The organism is Amycolatopsis taiwanensis DSM 45107, assembly GCF_000519205.1.
In the GTDB taxonomy this organism is placed as follows: Bacteria; Actinomycetota; Actinomycetes; order Mycobacteriales; family Pseudonocardiaceae; genus Amycolatopsis_E; species Amycolatopsis_E taiwanensis.
In genome coordinates this window covers 160,638-175,628 of the sequence record NZ_JAFB01000014.1, presented here as the reverse complement: position 1 = coordinate 175,628, position 14,991 = coordinate 160,638, and the positions used below count along the sequence as shown (strand labels likewise).

Sequence of the window (14,991 nt, the reverse complement as noted above, 5' to 3'; positions counted from 1 at the left end):
CCGGTGCGCCAAGTGGAAATGGAAGGATCCATAAGCCCGTGCAGGGGGATCGCACACGCAGCGAACTCGGCCGAGCGCCCTCCGCCACCGGCGCCGGGCCGGCAGCGCCGGGAGGTAACGGCGCGGGCACGCTTCGGCACCCCAAATGGCATCCGCGGCAATGGGCACTGTGGCGGCGACCGAAGCGATTCATCGGCTACCTCCTGCTATCGGAAATGGCGGCGATCACGGCGATCGGCCTCACCATCACCGCCAACGCCAAGATGCCGCAAACCCATGATTGGGTCGGACTGGCGATCCTGGCCGCCGGCGCCACCGTGCATATCCAATTAACCCGGCGGCAGGAAGAACGCCGACGAAATCGGACACGCACAGTCCTGATCGACCTCACCGCAGTGTGGACGTTTCCGGCCGCGATTATTCTTCCGGTGACCCTCTCCGTATTGCTGGTCCTGCTGTTGCGCATACAGCACTGGTTCATCGCGCGCCGCCCTCCGCATAACTTCGTCTTCTCCTCGATTTCACATGGCCTGTCGGTCGCGCTCACTTCGGTCACGTTCACGGCACTGGGCGGTCAGCACTGGGGCGCGAGCGGTCTCGGCTCGCTGCGCGAGTTCGGCATCGTGGTGGTGGCCGGACTCGTCTTCGAGGCGGTTCAGGTCGTGTACGTCGGCGGCATCCTGGCGCTGAGTACCCCGGGCCGGCCCACCATCCACAACGTGCTCGGCAGCAAGGCCGACAACCTGCTGGAAGCGATCACCATCGGGCTCGGCGCGGTGACCGCGGTCCTGCTCGTGGTGCTGCCCCCGGCGGTCGCGATCATGGCCGTGGTGACCGTGGTGTTCAACCGCCTGGCCGAGCTCGACCAGTTGCAGGACGACGTGCGCACCGACCCGAAGACGCAGGTCTTCAACATGCGCGGTTGGACCGAGTCGGCCGAGCGCGCGCTCGCGCGGACGGTGAAGGCGAGCGGTCAGCGGCTCGCCGTGCTGATGATCGACCTCGACCACTTCAAGTGGATCAACGACACCTACGGCCACCCCGCCGGTGACGACGTGCTGCACAACCTGGCCCAGCTGCTCAATGACGTGACCCGGCCCAGCGACGTGGTCGGCCGGTTCGGTGGCGAGGAGTTCCTGGTACTGCTGGCCGACACCGACCACGCCGGCGCGACCGGAACCGGGGAACGCATCCGCAGCGCCGTCGCCGGCCTGCGCATCACGACCACCGACAAGCGGGGCGAGCTGACCACCATCGTCAACCGCACCGCTTCTGTCGGCGTCGCCGTCTACCCCGAACACGGCACCTCGCTCGAATCGCTCATGCAGGCCGCGGATGCCGCCGTCTACGAGGCTAAGGAGGGCGGCCGGAACCAGGTCCGCGTCGCCGGCGGGCGCCGGGCGGGCTCCGGCGGGCCGGCGCCCGCCGCCCAGCCGGACCACCTGACGCGCTAGTGCCGAGCCGACTCACGGGTTCCCCGGCCCGAGACCGAATCCGGCGCCCCCGGCGTGTCCCCGGCCCAGGCACGCGTGTCCCCGGCCCAGGCACGCGAGTTCCCGATCCAGGAACCCGAGTTCCCGGCCCAGGCACGCGAGTTCCCGATCCAGGAACCCGAGTTCCCGGCCCGGGAAGCCGAGTCCCGGATCGGGGAGCCGGACACGGTTCACCGCGGCCGAAACCGGCGCCACCAGCGCCGCGCCGGGCGGGACGAGTACGCTCCCGTCCCCCGGATCGGTGGCTCAAAGCACTTGACCGGGTGTTGTCAACCGGATTGCCTGACCGGTATGCCACGCTACGCCCCGGCAGAAGAACGGCCGGGAAGGGAGATCAGTTGTGACATATTCGCCGCGGGGCGCGAGTGGGGGCCGACGACCCGCACCACCGCGGCAGTCGAGAGCGTCCGACGCGCACCGCGACGGCCCGGTCCGCCGTCCTCCCCCGCGTAGCCGGCCGCCCCGGCCCGAACCGCGCCCACCACGCCGCTTCAGGCCAAGGGTGGCGCTCGGCGTGGTGTCGCTGCTGGTGTTCGCACTGACCGGCTACGCGTGGGCGCAGTTGCAGGGCCTGGTCGGCCTGACCACGGCCGACGTGATCGACCCGAACCGGCCGGCCGACGGCGCCATCGACATCTTGCTGGTCGGGATGGACAGCCGCACCGACGCGCAGGGCAACCCGTTGCCCAAGGAACTGCTCGCTCAGCTCAACGCGGGCTCTTCGGACGGCGAGGAGAACACCGACACGCTGATCATGCTGCACATCCCCAACGACGGCAGCAAGGCGGTGGCGATCTCCCTGCCCCGAGACTCCTACGTGCGCATCCCGGGCTTCGGCCAGCACAAGATCAACTCGGCCTACGCGCGCGGCAAGGCGAACGCGCGCCAGAACCTGGCGGCTTCCGGCGACACCGACGCCCGGGACGTCGAGCTGAAAAGCTCACAGGCGGGCGCGAAGACCCTGATCGGCACCGTCGAGCAGCTCACCGGTTCCACCATCGACAACTACGCCTCGATCAACCTGCTCGGCTTCTCCGACATCACCCAGGCCATCGGTGGCGTGGACGTCTGCCTTCTCGACAATGTCAACGATCCCTACTCCGGCGCGAAGTTCACCAAGGGACGGCACACGCTGTCCGGCCCGGACGCGCTCAAGTTCGTGCGCCAGCGGCACGGGCTCCCACGCGGCGATCTGGACCGGGTGGTGCGGCAGCAGGTGTTCATGGCCGGAATGGCCAACAAGGTGCTCTCCGCCGGCACGCTGACCGATCCGGGCAAGCTGTCCGCGCTGGTCGACGCCGTGCAGAAGTCCGTGGTGCTCAACCAGGGCTGGGACATCTTCGGCTTCGCGCAGCAACTCCGGGGCCTCACCGGCGGCAAGCTGGAGTTCCTCACCATCCCCGTGGTGAACGTGGACTACAGCACTCCGGACGACGGCAGTGCGGTGCAGGTCGATCCCACGCAGGTGCGGGACTTCGTGCGGGGCACGACCGCGGCCCCGGGGGCTCCCGCGCAGACCACCTCGAAGCCCGGTGCGGCGATCACCGTCGACGTGCACAACGGCACCACCAGAGAAGGTCTCGCGGCGAGCGTCTCGCAAGCGCTTTCCAGCAAGGGTTTCACCGCAGGCGAAACCGGCAACGCCGGCTCTCGCGTCCAGACGACCGTAGTGCGCTACCCGACGGGTGCGCAGGACGCGGCCCAGAGCGTCGCCGACGCCTTGGGCGCCAACGCAACGCTGACGCAGGACTCCTCGGTCCGCAGCGGCCACGTGCTGGTGGTGGTCGGCAACGACTACTCCGGTCCAGATCGCATAGCCGGTCACGCGGTGGCCCCAAAGGCGGCCACCCAGACCGCACCCGCCGGCGACACGGACAAGCCGATCACGGCTGACGGCATCACTTGCGTCAACTGACCACTCTTTCCGGTCCCCCTGCGTTAGTCCATTCGGCCTAATCAACGACGACTCGCCGGGAGGCGCATAAGAGCCGGACGTCCAGTGACTTACATACGCGTGGGCGGCTGAGATTCGACCGCACGCCGAAGCAGGGGTTCGGCGAGGCCGGAAGTCAAGGCAGGGAACGGAAAGTGCACATGGACAGCGAGCTTTACCAGCGGGTCCTGGGGGAGGAACTGCGCAACCTGCGGAGGAAACGCGGGTGGACCAGGAAGGAGCTCAACCGGCATCTGCAAAGCGACATCTCGCTGCAGACGCTGGCGACCTACGAACTGGGGACCCGCCAGTGTTCGGTGGTGCGGCTCGTCGAGCTGTGCGTGGCCATGGACGAGCCGCCGGCGGACCTGCTGGCCCGGGTGCACCGGCGGGTGTTCACCGACGAGCCGGGCAAGGTACGGCTCGATCTGGCCAAGATCGTCGCGGACACCCAGCCCGAGCTGGAGTCGCTGCGCCGGTGGGCCGAGGACCGGTTGCGCCAGCCCGGTTCCGCGCCCGAGGTCGGCCTGGAGCAGCCGGCGCTGGACTGGATGGCCGAGCTGTGCGGCCTCTCGCCCGGCGAGCTGATGGCCAGACTCAAGGCGTTCGAGAACGCCTGACCTCGGCTGGTTCGCGGCCGGACACGGTGCCGATCAGTTCGAAGTCGGCGGGCCGAAGCCGGCGCGTGGTGAGCCAGTATCGCCAGCTGAAGCCGGGCCAGACGGTCCGGTTCACGCCCTTCGCGTCGAGGTACCAGCTCTTGCAGCCGCCCTGCGTCCAGACCCCGCGCGCCAGCCGGTGCTGGATCTCGGCGTTGAACCGCTCCTGGACGTCCGCCCGCGGCACGAGCGCCCCGGCACCGGCCCGGTCGAGCAGCTCGATGGCCTCGCCGATGTAGCGGATCTGCGACTCGATCATGAACACGACCGAGTGGTGGCCGAGCCCGGTGTTCGGGCCGAGCAGGAAGAACAGGTTGGGAAAGCCGGAAACCGTGATGCCGAGGTGTGTCCGGATACCCTCCGACGACCACTCCTTGCCCAGGTTCCGGCCGTTCTCCCCGATGATCTCGACCTTTTCGAACGCGTCGGTGACGTGGAAGCCGGTGCCGTAGATGATCGCGTCGACCTCGCGCTCCACCCCGGCCGTGTCGACGATGCTGTGCTCGCGCACCTCGGCCACACCGTCCGTGACCACGTCGACGTTGTCCCGGTTCAGCGCCGGGTAGTAGTCGTTGGAGATCAGAACGCGCTTACAGCCGATGAGGTAGTCCGGCGTGAGCTTCGCACGCAGGGCGGGATCGGCGATGACGCGTTCCATGTTCGCCCTGGCCAGTCGCTCGGCCAGCCTCAGCAGGCCCGGGTGCCCGTTGAAGCCGATCGCCCGCGTCTCCAGCAACCAGTAGAGCAGGTTCCGGTAGGCCCGCTGGGCGCCCGGCACGTTCTCGAACAGGCCGCGGGCCCAGTCGGGAATGGTCCGGTCCGCCTTGGGCATGATCCACGGAGGCGTGCGCTGGAAGATGTGCAGCCGCGCGGCGTCGGGCGCGATCCGCGGGACGAACTGGATCGCGCTCGCCCCGGTGCCGATCACCGCGACTCGCTTGCCGCGCAGGTCGAAGTCGTGCTCCCACTGGGCGGAGTGGAAGGCCCGCCCGGCGAACGCCTCGATGCCCGGAAGTTCCGGGATGTTGGGCAGGTGCAGCGCTCCGATGCCGTTGACCAGGAACCGTCCGATGAACTCGTCGCCGGCGCGGGTGGTGACATGCCAGCGGTGCTCGTCGGCGTCCCAGCGCGCGCCGGTCATCTCCTGGCCGAAGCGGATGTGGCGGTGGAGGTCGTACTTCTTCGCGACCCGGCGCAGGTAGTCCCAGATCTCCGGCTGCGGCGAGTAGGCGCGCGTCCAGGACGGGTTCTGTTCGAAGGAGAACGAGTACATGTGGGACGGGATGTCGCAGGCGCAGCCGGGATAGGTGTTGTCCCGCCAGGTGCCGCCGACGTCGTCGGCTTTCTCCACGATCACGAAGTCCTCGCGGCCCTGTTTGCGCAGCTGAATGGCCATGCCGAGCCCGGAGAAACCGGTCCCGACGATGACCACACCCGTCTCGGTCCGTGCACCCATTCGGTCCTCCACGCAGAGAGTTAGGTGTTACTCGAGAGTTCATCTTACTGTGAGTAGGTTTGCTCCGGATAGAGTGAACCAGTGACCAGCCCGAGCCGACGCCAGCGGGTGCCGCGGGCAATCCGTGAACGCCAGATGATCCAGATCGCCGAGGAGGTGTTCGCATCACGCGGCTACGCCGCCGCGTCGATGGACGACATCGCCGAACGTGTCGGCGTCTCCAAGCCGATGCTCTACGAGTACTTCCGGTCCAAGGAGGGCCTGCTGGCGGCGTGCATCGCCCAGTCGCGCACGGAACTGCGGGAGGCGACCGAACTTGCCGTCGCCGGGGCGCCGTCGGCCGAGGAGGCGCTACGGCGCGGCTTGCGGGCGTTCTTCGACTTCGTACGGGAACGCCGGCGCGCCTGGTCCCTGCTGCGGCACGAGGGGTCGCTGATCGGCACTTCCGTCTGGGCGGAGATCGAGGTCATCCGGCAGCAGCACGCGGACCTGATTGTCAAGTCGATGGCCGACCACTTCGAGACAGGGTCACTCTTACGGGTGGAAGCCGCCGCGGAATTCATGGTGGGCGCCTGTGAACGGCTCGCCATCTGGTGTGAGCGGAACGACGAGGTGACACCTGAACAGGCGACAAATTACGCGATGGAGATTCTCTGGAAAGGGCTTTCCGGGCGCGTTCGGTGACAACCGGATTAGCGCTCGTGTGGTCGGACACGCACTGAAACTGCGATCGTCACGCAGTGAATAAGCCAACGCATCTCTTGTCACCCAGAGTCGCGTGAGGTATCGATGGAGGGCAGCAAGCCTGGCAGACAGCGGCACGGCTGCGCCCGATCGGGTGAACCCATATCGGGCACTCATAAGACGGTAGTGGACTTCGCACGGCGGAGCGAGCTGCCAGCGAGGGGTGAAACGCAATGGCGGAACCGATCGTGGCGACCTACGCCCAGCAGGGCGACGACTGGACGGTCACCGTGTCCGGCCACGGCAAGGTACTGACCGCCCAGGCGCCGGGAATCATCGCGGCGCGCGACAACACCGACCAGCTCGTGGACCAGCTCGGGCCGACCGCCAAGGGCGCCACGGTGGTGCACCTGCTCAACGGCAGCGCACTCGAATTCACGTCGGTCTACATGACGGCCCGCCTGACCCGGCCCGAGCCCGCGCCGATCGAGCCGACGGCAGCCGAACCCCCGGCACCCGCCGTCGCGGAGGCCGTTGCGGAAAGAACGCCGCGAGCGAAATCCACGCGGCGCCCCAAGGCCAAGCTCACCACCAACATCGGCGACGCGCTCACCGCGTCGAAGCCCACCCGGACGAAGGTGGAGCTCGGCTCCGCCGGCGCGGCCAAGATGCCCGAGGTCAGCGCACCCACCGCCTGAGCCGCGCGACGAGGAGGAAACCTCGGCGCGCGGAAATGGGCGGAGCCGGCCGGCTCCGCCCATCCGAATGGCTGCCCCTAGCGGCGGAAGAGCTTGCGCAGCAGCAGCGCGACGATCAGCACGCCCCCGCCGATCAGCGGGTACTTGACCTTCGGCTCCTCCAGCTTGACGCGCACGCTGACCTTCGCCGAGTCCGCCAACCGCTTCGGGCTGGCCTTCTCGCCGAGCTGGTCCAGCGTGGTCGCCAGCGCACTCCTGGCCTGTTCGATCTCACGCTCGATGGTGTCCGGGTCGCGGGCCACGGGTCCTCCTCACCTTCCAGGCCATCACCGTAGATCACGGCCCACACGGTAGGCTGCGAGGGTCGGGCCCGTAGCCCAACTGGCAGAGGCACACGGTTTAGGTCCGTGCCAGTGAGAGTTCGAGTCTCTCCGGGCCCACCCGATTGGGGCGATCCTGCTCGTCGCTGCGCGACTTCGCCGGGATCGGGTGTCATTGCCTTGGGGGGCCGAGCCCCCCAAACCCCCACGGTGCGAGCTCCACCCGACCCAGCGTGGTCCCCTTTCGGGGCAACCAGCACCCGGCCGTGCCTCACATAGTGACCAGCACAACTGCGCTGATCTCCGAGCCTTGCTGATCCGGTGCTGATTCAGGCGCTCCCGCTTGTCACTACGCGACTTCGCCGGGATCGGGTGTCATTGCCTTGGGGGGCCGAGCCCCCCAAACCCCCACGGTGCGAGCTCCACCCGACCCAGCGTGGTCCCGTTTTGCACGGACCAGCGCCGGGCCGTGGCTCACATAGTGACCAGCACGACCGCACTAGTCACCGAGTCTTGCTGATTCGCTGCTGATTCAAGCGATCCTGCTTGTCGCTGCGCGACTTCGCCGGACCCCAGCAGGGTCCGACACCGTGTCGCGGGCGATGGCCAGGTCGACGGCGCGGCTGCGGTGGGGAGGTGGCCACCTCGGACTCCCGGTTCGGGAAATTGACCCATCGTATTGCTGCGGAAGTGAACCATCTCGTGGATCTTTTCGTGCATAGGGTCGAGGGCATGACGACATTTCAAGTGCCCCAGCGCATGAATTTCGCCGCCGTCGCGCCCAAGGTGTTCAAGGCCGTCCTGGCCCTCGACGCCGTCGCGCGTGCGGGCCTCGACCCGGTCCTGGTCGAACTCGTCCAGATCCGCGCCTCCCAGATCAACCACTGCGTGTACTGCATCGACTACCACATCTCGGATGCGCGCAAGGCCGGCGAGACGGACGAACGCATTTACCAGCTCAGCGCCTGGGCGGAGTCCAGCCTCTACACCGCACGGGAGCGGGCCGCGCTCGCCCTGACCGAGGCCGTCACCCGGCTACCCGACGGTGTCCCCGACCAGGTCTACAACGAGGCCGCCGAGCACTTCGGCGAGGAGGAACTCGCCCAGCTCATCGCGCTGATCTTCACCGTCAACGCCTGGAACCGGATCAACGTCACCGCCCGCACGACTCCCGGAATCCGATAACCGGCACCCCACCTCACGCGGTGGCCGCCTCGCGTGGCCCCCGCCCGCGAGGTGGCGTGCCCCACGATCTTCACGAGAGACCGACACCTGCCGTGACCACACTCGACACACCCGTACCCCCCACCAGCGACGGCCGCTCGCCCGTCAGGGGCTGGCTCGCCGTGCTGGCCGTGACCGTCGGCATCTTCGCCCTGATGACCACACCGCCATCACCGCAGGCGCGGTCCTCATCGGCTGGGGCCTGGGCTACGGGGCCGTCCCCGTCACCTGCCAAACCTGGATCCTCAAGGCCGCACCAGCCGCAGCCGAGGCGGCATCTTCCCCGTACGTCGCCACGTTCAACCTATCCATCGCGCTTGGCGCGCTGACCGGTGGCCTGGTCATCGACCGCATCGGCACCACGAGCGTGCTGTGGGCCGGCGCCGCCCTCGCCATCCTCGCCCTGCTGATCGTCAGGCGACACGTCCCCGGAAAGGCGGCGGATCCCCACTGACCGGATGGCGCTCTGCGCTTGTCTTTCTCCGGGTGCTGACGCTTCCGGTAGGGCCAGGCACAGGGCGTCCAAGGCGGCGGCGAAGGCGTGGTCAGGAGGCGTGCCGTAGCCGATGACCAAGCCGTCGCGCGCGGGCATCGCGCTGTCGGGGTGGCGGTAGGGGTGCAGTCCATCCAGAGCCAGACCGAGGCGGCGAGCGGCGCGCAGGGTGGCTTCTTCGGTGTTTTCCGGAAGTTCGAGAACGGCGTGTAGTCCGGCTGCGATGCCACTGACCCGGATGTGCGGCGCGCGTTTCGCCAGTGTGTTCACCAGCAGGTCCCGGCGCCGCCGGTAGCTTTGCCGCATCCGGCGCAGATGCCGGTCGTAGGCGCCGCGGGCGATGAAGTCGGCGAGGGTCAGCTGGCCGACAACTCCGGTCGACATTTCCCGGATCCCTTTGGCCGCGAGAACATCGCCGACGATGGCTTTCGGCAACACCAGCCAGCCCAGCCGCAAGCCGGGCGAGAGGCTTTTGCTGGCCGAGCCCAGATAGACGACCCGTTCTGGGTCGAGGCCCTGGACAGCGCCGACCGGTTGCCGGTCATAGCGGAACTCGCCGTCGTAGTCGTCTTCCAGAAGCAGACCGCGGGTGGAGCGGGCCCAGTCGATTACCGCCGCTCGACGTTCCGGGTGCAGTGGGCCTCCGGTGGGATACTGGTGCGCCGGGGTCAGCAGCGCGGCTTTCGCACCGCTGGCGGATAGTTCGTCGATCCGTGCCCCGTGCGAGTCGATCGTCAGCGGCACGGTGCGCAAGCCTGCCTCGTGCAGGATTCCCCGATGGAAGTCCAGGCCGTAGGCCTCCACCGCGATCGGGCCATCAAGTGCCTTCGCCAACAGCCGCAGCCCGTGAGCGAAACCGGAGCAGATGACGATCCGGTCGGGTTCGGTGCGGACGCCCCGGGTTCGCGCCAGGTATTCCGCCAGTGCGCGACGCAGCTCAGGCCTGCCGTGTGAGTCCAGCACCCCGAAGGCGTCGGTCGGTGCGGCCGCGACGGCGCGTCGGACGGAGGTGAGCCAGGCAGCGCGGGGAAAGGCAGCGGCATCCGGTGAGCTGGGCGCCAGATCATGGAGCACGCGGCGGCGGGTCTGCGGGAGTGGCCGCCGCACGCGGTCGGGCTCCAGCGGCGTGGCGCGCTGAGCCACCCGGGTGCCGGATCCTTGCCGGGCGGTCAGCCAGCCCTCCTCGACGAGTTCCGCGTACGCACGGGCGACGGTGTTGCGAGCGACGCCGATGTCGAGGGCAAGGCTGCGGTAGGGAGGAAGCCGCGTCCCCGGCGCGAGCCGGCCGGAGCGGATGGCTTCTCGCAGTGCGCGCATGAGCTGGTCGCGACGACTGCCTTCGCCGGTGAGCTCCAGATGGAGGTCGGTCCCCGCGCCCGGCCCCTCCGCTGGCAACTCTGCACCATCTACAGGATTGACCCCTGGTTCTGCCACAGTAATGAACCCTATCGCGGGTCTTTTGGCCCATACGGTCATGGCATGAACATGAAAGCCACCAGAATTCACTCGCCCGGCGGACCCGAGGGCCTGGTCTACGAAGACGCACCACAGCCCTACGTCGGTGTCGGCGACGTGGTCGTGAAGGTGCACGCGGCCTCGTTCACGCCGGGCGAGCTCGACTGGCCGGTGACCTGGGTCGACCGCGCCGGCCGGGACCGGACCCCCGCCATCCCCGCACACGAGGTGTCCGGCGTGGTGACCGAGATCGGGTACGGCACCACCGGGCTGCAGGTCGGCGACCGGGTCTACGGGCTCACCGACCGGCACCGCGACGGCGCCGCGGCCGAGTACCTCGCCGTCGAAGCACGCGATCTCGCGGTCCTGCCCGACACGGTCACCCACGCGGACGCGGCCGCTCTGGCGATGCCGGGCCTCACCGCGTGGCAGGCGCTGTTCACCCATGGGCGGCTCACCGCCAAGCAGACCGTCCTCATCCACGGCGCGGCCGGCGGCGTCGGAACCGTCGCCACCCAACTCGCCCGCGACGCCGGGGCACACGTGATCGGTACCGGGCACGGACAGCACCACGACGTGGCGACCGAGGCGGGCGTGCATGAGTTCATCGCACTCGACCAGCACGGGTTCGAGGACGCAGTGAGCCAGGCCGACCTGGTCTTCGACACGATCGGCGGGGACGTGCTCGCCCGCTCGGCCGCCGTCGTCAAACCCGGCGGAACACTGGTGTCGATCTCCGCGCCGCCCCCGGCGCCGGCCGACGGTCGAGCCGTGTACTTCATCGTGGAATCCGACCGCACGCAGCTCGCCGAACTCGCCGAGCACGTCCGCGCCGGGCGGCTCCGCCCGTTCATCGGCGCCACCTTCCCGTTGTCCGCCACCCGGGAGGCGTTTTTGGCCAAGCGCGACGGCATCGCCGGGAAGGTCGTGCTCGAGAATGCCTGAGGTCCAGACCGCGCCGGCGCGGTTCCGGCGGCCGGCCGCGACGTTGGCGTTGCTGGCGCTCGCGCAGTTGATCATCTCGATCGACTACAACATCGTGTACGTCGCGTTGCCGGAGATCGGCGACGCGCTCGGCTTCTCCACACAAACTCTGCAATGGGTGATCAGCGCGTACGCGGTCGCCTTCGGTGGTTTCCTGCTGCTGGGCGGTCGTGGCTGTGACCTGTTCGGCCCGCGGAGGATGTTCGTGCTGGGGCTGGCGCTGTACGGGGTGTCCTCACTGGCCGGTGGACTGGCGACCGCGCCGGGAACACTGATCGCCGCGCGCGCACTGCAGGGCCTCGGCGGTGCGCTGCTGTTCCCGTCGACGCTGACCCTGGTCAGCACCGGTTTCGCCGCCGGAAGGGACCGCAACCGAGCATTCGCCGTGTGGGGCACCGCCGGTGGCAGCGGCATGATCCTGGGGTCGCTCCTGGGCGGGGTGCTCACCGACGCGTTCGGCTGGGCCGCGGTGCTCTTCGTGAATGTGCCGCTGGTATTGATCGCCGTGGCCGCCGCGTTGGTACTGATTCCGCACGACGGACCGCGGGACGTCGGCCGCCGGTTGGACCTGGCCGGTGCGCTGACCGCCACCGCCGGTGTCGTGCTCCTGGTATTCGCGCTGGTCCAGGGTCCTGAGTCGGGCTGGACCGCCCCGACCGTGCTCACCGCGGCCGGTGCCGGCGCGGTGCTGCTGGTGGCGTTCGTCGTGATCGAACGGAAAAGCGGCGACCCGCTGCTGCCGATGCGGTTGCTGCGCGACCGCGATCTGCGTACCGGCGTCGCCGTCACCTTCCTGTACATGGCCGGCTTCGGCACGCTGCTGTACTTCCTCACCGTCTACTTCCAGGCCGTGCACGGCTACGGCCCCCTGGCCACCGGCCTGGCCTTCCTGGTGCCCATGGCGGCCATCGCCGCGGGGTCGCAGATCGCCGGCCGGCTCGCCACCCGCCGTGGGATGCGCACCGCCATGGTGATCAGCTTGACCGTCGGCGGGGCCGGCACGGTGGTGGTGGGCGTGTGCATGAGCACCACGGCCGGCTACCTCGGTCTGGTGCCCGGCCTGGTGCTGCTCGGTCTCGGACAAGGTGCCGGGTACACCCTGATGTTCGGCGCCGCGACCGCCGGAATCGATGCCCGCAACCGGGGCGTCGCCTCGGGCCTGACCTCCACGGCCCAGCAGATCGGCGGTGCGGTCGGCCTTGCCGTCCTGGTCGCCATCGCGAACTCGGCGGGGACCGGCATGACGATCACCGGCCTGCGCACCGCCGTGTTCCTCGCCGCGGCCGTGATCGTGCTCGCCACGGTCACCGTTTTCGGCTTCACACCAAGCTCCCGCAAGGCCGGCTCGACCGAATCCGTGCTCGCCGACGTTGCCCGGGCCTGATCCCCTTCCCGCTTACTGAAAGGACGAAGAAACTCATGCTGAACTTGCGCTCCGCCGTCAGAGGACGCGTGCTGTTGCCCGGCGACGACGACTTCGCCAACGCGACCAGGCCGTGGAACCTCGCCGTCGAACAACCGGTGGCCGCCGTGGTCGACGCGGAGGATGCCGACGATGTGGCAGCCCTCGTCCGCTACGCCCGGGACAATGGCCTGACGGTGACGGCCCAGCCCAGCGGGCACGGCGCCAGCGGCGACGTAGACGGGGTGATTTTGCTGCGCACCCGCCACCTTGACGAGCTTCGCGTGGACGCGGACGCACGTACGGCTCGCGTCGGCGCCGGCGTGTCCTGGGGTGAGGTCCTAGCGGTCGCAGGGCCACTGGGTCTCACGGGTGTGCCGGGCAGCTCTCCCGTGGTCAGTGTGGCCGGCTACAGCCTCGGAGGCGGGCTGAGCTGGTTCGGCCGCAAGTACGGATGGGCCGCCGACAGCGTCACCGCCTTCGACATCGTCGACGCCGACGGGCGCCGCGCCCGCGTGACGGCCGAGTCCGATCCCGAGTTGTTCTGGGCGCTACGCGGCGGCGGGGGTGACTTCGCGATCGTCACCGCGCTCGAGTTCGACCTGCACCCAGCTCCCCAGCTATACGGCGGGCGCGTGCTTTGGTCCGCCGACCGTGCGCCCGAGGCGCTGGCGGCGTTCCGCGAGATCACCGCCGGCGCACCGGACGAACTCACCGTCTGGGCCGACCTGCTGCACTTTCCCGGCTCGGCTCCGCTGGTCGCGGTGGACGCCACGTATCTCGGCGACCCGGCCGAAGGGCGAGCGCTGCTGCGTGGCCTGGACGGCATCGGCACGCCGATCTCCGACAGCCGCGCGGCGATGCCGATCGCCGAACTGGGCACCATCGCCGCCGAGCCGACCAACCCCAGTCCGGGGCTCTCCCGCGGAGAACTGCTGACCGAACTGACCGACGTGACCGTCAAAACCCTGCTGTCCGAGCCCATCCGGCCACTGCTCAGTGTCCAAATTCGACACCTGGGCGGTGCCTTCGCCCAACCCTCCGACAGCCCGCACGGCCCGTTGACCGAGCCCTACGCCATCTACCTGTTCGGTATCCCCACGACGCCCGAGACCGCGGCGGCCGTCCACACCCGACAGCACGACCTGATCGCCAGCCTCGCCCCGCACGTCGGTGACCGCAAACCCTTCACCTACCTCGCTCCCGGCGAGAACGCCGCCGACACCTTCAGCCCCGGCACACTCACCCGGTTGCAAACGATCAAGCGAAACCGCGACCCACACGGAGTGTTCCGCAGCAATTTCCCGGTCCTCGCGGGAACTCGAGACTAGCGGGCCGGACGTGGCAGGACCCAGCAAACCGGCACGCTGGCCCGGTGTGGGAGGACCTGACCGGTCCTCCCACACCGGGTTGGTCAGCTCTGCGCGGCGGGCTCGTAGAGGCTGAACGGGGTGCCCTGATCGTCATGGCAGTGCGCGATCCGGCCGACCCCTGGGACGGTTTGGACGTCCTCGCTGGTGCCGCCGAGTTCGTGGACACGCTTGACCGAGGCGTCGACGTCCTCGGTGGTGAAGTAGACCCGTGGGTGGGTGAAGCCATCCTCGCGAGGTGCGATGGCGCCCGCGGGCCCGTTGTCGATCACGTGGTAGTCGCCGCCGAATTCGCTGGTGCCCCAGCCGAACAAGCCGCCGTAGAAGGTACGGGCCTTGCCGGTGTCGGCGGCAGGCAGTTCGATCCAGTCGATCTGTCCAGGCATTGCTCGGTCCTTTCGGTGAATCGTCGGTTGACGCACCGGAGGACGAACAGCCGTAGCCGTTCTCGACAGGGCGGTTCCACCTTGTCGACGACGATCGGCGTCGCACCACCCGTTACCGGGTGGCGACCTGAGCCCAGCGGTACCGGCGGACCCCACTGAGCCGTCATTCCCGCTGGCCACCGTATGCCGGGTAGGGCCAGCCCCAGAGATCACTTCTGTACGGCTGGACAGCAACTCCGGCGGCGTCACACTGCATGGTGGACAAGACTCGACCAAGGTGTCGATACACCGTTCGATCGCCAACCACGGCGATCGGCCGGAGGCAACACACCATGTCGAGAACGGCGTGCCCCATGACCCGGTCGGCGAACATCGGCTCGACGTGACCACCACCAACGGGGAAATCACCAGCAAATTCGCCTAACCGCCTTGCG

Annotated in this window: 15 protein-coding genes and 1 tRNA gene; 11 read left to right on the top strand and 5 right to left on the bottom strand. The window is 68.8% G+C overall.

Features of this window, described 5'->3' with window-relative positions; all coding sequences use genetic code 11:
- The first annotated feature begins 38 nt into the window (after positions 1-38).
- Positions 39-1,454, top strand: a complete 1,416-nt coding sequence (locus A3CU_RS0113055) for a GGDEF domain-containing protein (protein WP_425388236.1) — start codon at positions 39-41, stop codon at positions 1,452-1,454.
- Positions 1,455-1,466: 12 nt separating this feature from the next.
- On the opposite strand, the gene A3CU_RS52380 is transcribed toward A3CU_RS0113055, so the two are convergent.
- Positions 1,467-1,688 (bottom strand): hypothetical protein, encoded by a 222-nt coding sequence (locus A3CU_RS52380; protein WP_027942663.1) that lies wholly within the window; start codon positions 1,686-1,688, stop codon positions 1,467-1,469.
- Between the two features lie 145 nt (positions 1,689-1,833).
- On the opposite strand from A3CU_RS52380, the gene A3CU_RS0113045 reads away from it, so the two are divergent.
- The gene (locus A3CU_RS0113045) at positions 1,834-3,408 is read left to right on the top strand and encodes an LCP family protein (RefSeq protein WP_027942662.1); all 1,575 of its coding nucleotides are present in this window, start codon (positions 1,834-1,836) and stop codon (positions 3,406-3,408) included.
- A 173-nt stretch (positions 3,409-3,581) separates the two neighbouring features.
- A complete protein-coding gene (locus A3CU_RS0113040) occupies positions 3,582-4,046 on the top strand; it encodes a helix-turn-helix domain-containing protein (protein WP_027942661.1) in 465 nt (154 codons plus the stop codon).
- Here A3CU_RS0113040 and A3CU_RS44640 read toward each other — a convergent pair.
- Entirely contained in the window at positions 4,024-5,541 is a 1,518-nt protein-coding gene (locus A3CU_RS44640; RefSeq protein WP_052371684.1) for a flavin-containing monooxygenase, read from the bottom strand. The two genes, A3CU_RS0113040 and A3CU_RS44640, sit on opposite strands and share 23 nt — an antisense overlap.
- 135 nt (positions 5,542-5,676) lie before the next feature.
- Between A3CU_RS44640 and A3CU_RS0113030 the strand changes: the two genes are divergently transcribed.
- Both A3CU_RS0113030 and A3CU_RS54415 read left to right on the top strand, forming a co-directional pair.
- Positions 5,677-6,225: a TetR/AcrR family transcriptional regulator gene (locus A3CU_RS0113030; RefSeq protein ID WP_043840997.1), complete on the top strand. Its 549-nt coding sequence runs from the start codon at positions 5,677-5,679 to the stop codon at positions 6,223-6,225.
- 233 nt (positions 6,226-6,458) lie between these two features.
- On the top strand, positions 6,459-6,923 hold the full coding sequence (locus tag A3CU_RS54415) for a hypothetical protein (protein WP_052371683.1): 465 nt from the start codon (positions 6,459-6,461) through the stop codon (positions 6,921-6,923).
- A 77-nt stretch (positions 6,924-7,000) separates the two neighbouring features.
- On the opposite strand, the gene A3CU_RS0113020 is transcribed toward A3CU_RS54415, so the two are convergent.
- On the bottom strand, positions 7,001-7,225 hold the full coding sequence (locus tag A3CU_RS0113020) for a DUF3618 domain-containing protein (protein WP_027942659.1): 225 nt from the start codon (positions 7,223-7,225) through the stop codon (positions 7,001-7,003).
- A 64-nt stretch (positions 7,226-7,289) separates the two neighbouring features.
- Here A3CU_RS0113020 and A3CU_RS0113015 point away from each other — a divergent pair.
- Both A3CU_RS0113015 and A3CU_RS0113010 read left to right on the top strand, forming a co-directional pair.
- Positions 7,290-7,363: transfer RNA gene (locus A3CU_RS0113015), tRNA-Leu, on the top strand.
- A 612-nt stretch (positions 7,364-7,975) separates the two neighbouring features.
- Positions 7,976-8,428, top strand: a complete 453-nt coding sequence (locus A3CU_RS0113010; protein WP_027942658.1) for a carboxymuconolactone decarboxylase family protein — start codon at positions 7,976-7,978, stop codon at positions 8,426-8,428.
- 343 nt (positions 8,429-8,771) lie between these two features.
- Here the strand turns inward: A3CU_RS0113010 and pdxR are convergent, their stop codons facing one another.
- Positions 8,772-10,355, bottom strand: a complete 1,584-nt coding sequence (gene pdxR, locus A3CU_RS44625) for a MocR-like pyridoxine biosynthesis transcription factor PdxR (protein ID WP_245617040.1) — start codon at positions 10,353-10,355, stop codon at positions 8,772-8,774.
- Between the two features lie 84 nt (positions 10,356-10,439).
- Between pdxR and A3CU_RS0112995 the strand changes: the two genes are divergently transcribed.
- From A3CU_RS0112995 to A3CU_RS0112985, 3 genes are read left to right on the top strand one after another with little or no spacing between them, the layout of a single operon-like run.
- Positions 10,440-11,360, top strand: a complete 921-nt coding sequence (locus A3CU_RS0112995; protein WP_245617038.1) for an NADP-dependent oxidoreductase — start codon at positions 10,440-10,442, stop codon at positions 11,358-11,360.
- Positions 11,353-12,783: an MFS transporter gene (locus tag A3CU_RS44620; RefSeq protein WP_043840994.1), complete on the top strand. Its 1,431-nt coding sequence runs from the start codon at positions 11,353-11,355 to the stop codon at positions 12,781-12,783. Before A3CU_RS0112995 ends, A3CU_RS44620 begins: the two co-directional genes overlap by 8 nt.
- A gap of 35 nt (positions 12,784-12,818) precedes the next feature.
- Positions 12,819-14,132, top strand: coding sequence for an FAD-binding oxidoreductase (locus tag A3CU_RS0112985; protein WP_027942656.1), 1,314 nt, complete (start codon positions 12,819-12,821; stop codon positions 14,130-14,132).
- Between the two features lie 83 nt (positions 14,133-14,215).
- On the opposite strand, the gene A3CU_RS0112980 is transcribed toward A3CU_RS0112985, so the two are convergent.
- Positions 14,216-14,557 (bottom strand): VOC family protein, encoded by a 342-nt coding sequence (locus A3CU_RS0112980; RefSeq protein ID WP_027942655.1) that lies wholly within the window; start codon positions 14,555-14,557, stop codon positions 14,216-14,218.
- A gap of 277 nt (positions 14,558-14,834) precedes the next feature.
- On the opposite strand from A3CU_RS0112980, the gene A3CU_RS52370 reads away from it, so the two are divergent.
- Complete coding sequence (locus A3CU_RS52370) at positions 14,835-14,981, top strand: hypothetical protein (protein ID WP_156960347.1); 147 nt, start codon at positions 14,835-14,837, stop codon at positions 14,979-14,981.
- The last annotated feature ends 10 nt before the right edge of the window (positions 14,982-14,991 follow it).

Excerpts from the sequence above, each read along its gene's own strand:
- A3CU_RS0113030 (WP_043840997.1), top strand. The coding sequence starts at position 5,677 with ATGATCCAGATCGCCGAGGAGGTGTTCGCATCACGCGGCTACGCCGCC.
- A3CU_RS54415 (WP_052371683.1), top strand. The coding sequence starts at position 6,459 with ATGGCGGAACCGATCGTGGCGACCTACGCCCAGCAGGGCGACGACTGG.
- A3CU_RS0112985 (WP_027942656.1), top strand. The coding sequence starts at position 12,819 with ATGCTGAACTTGCGCTCCGCCGTCAGAGGACGCGTGCTGTTGCCCGGC.
- A3CU_RS44640 (WP_052371684.1), bottom strand. The coding sequence starts at position 5,541 with ATGGGTGCACGGACCGAGACGGGTGTGGTCATCGTCGGGACCGGTTTC.
- A3CU_RS0113010 (WP_027942658.1), top strand. The coding sequence starts at position 7,976 with ATGACGACATTTCAAGTGCCCCAGCGCATGAATTTCGCCGCCGTCGCG.
- A3CU_RS0112980 (WP_027942655.1), bottom strand. The coding sequence starts at position 14,557 with ATGCCTGGACAGATCGACTGGATCGAACTGCCTGCCGCCGACACCGGC.
- A3CU_RS0112995 (WP_245617038.1), top strand. The coding sequence starts at position 10,440 with ATGAACATGAAAGCCACCAGAATTCACTCGCCCGGCGGACCCGAGGGC.
- A3CU_RS44620 (WP_043840994.1), top strand. The coding sequence starts at position 11,353 with ATGCCTGAGGTCCAGACCGCGCCGGCGCGGTTCCGGCGGCCGGCCGCG.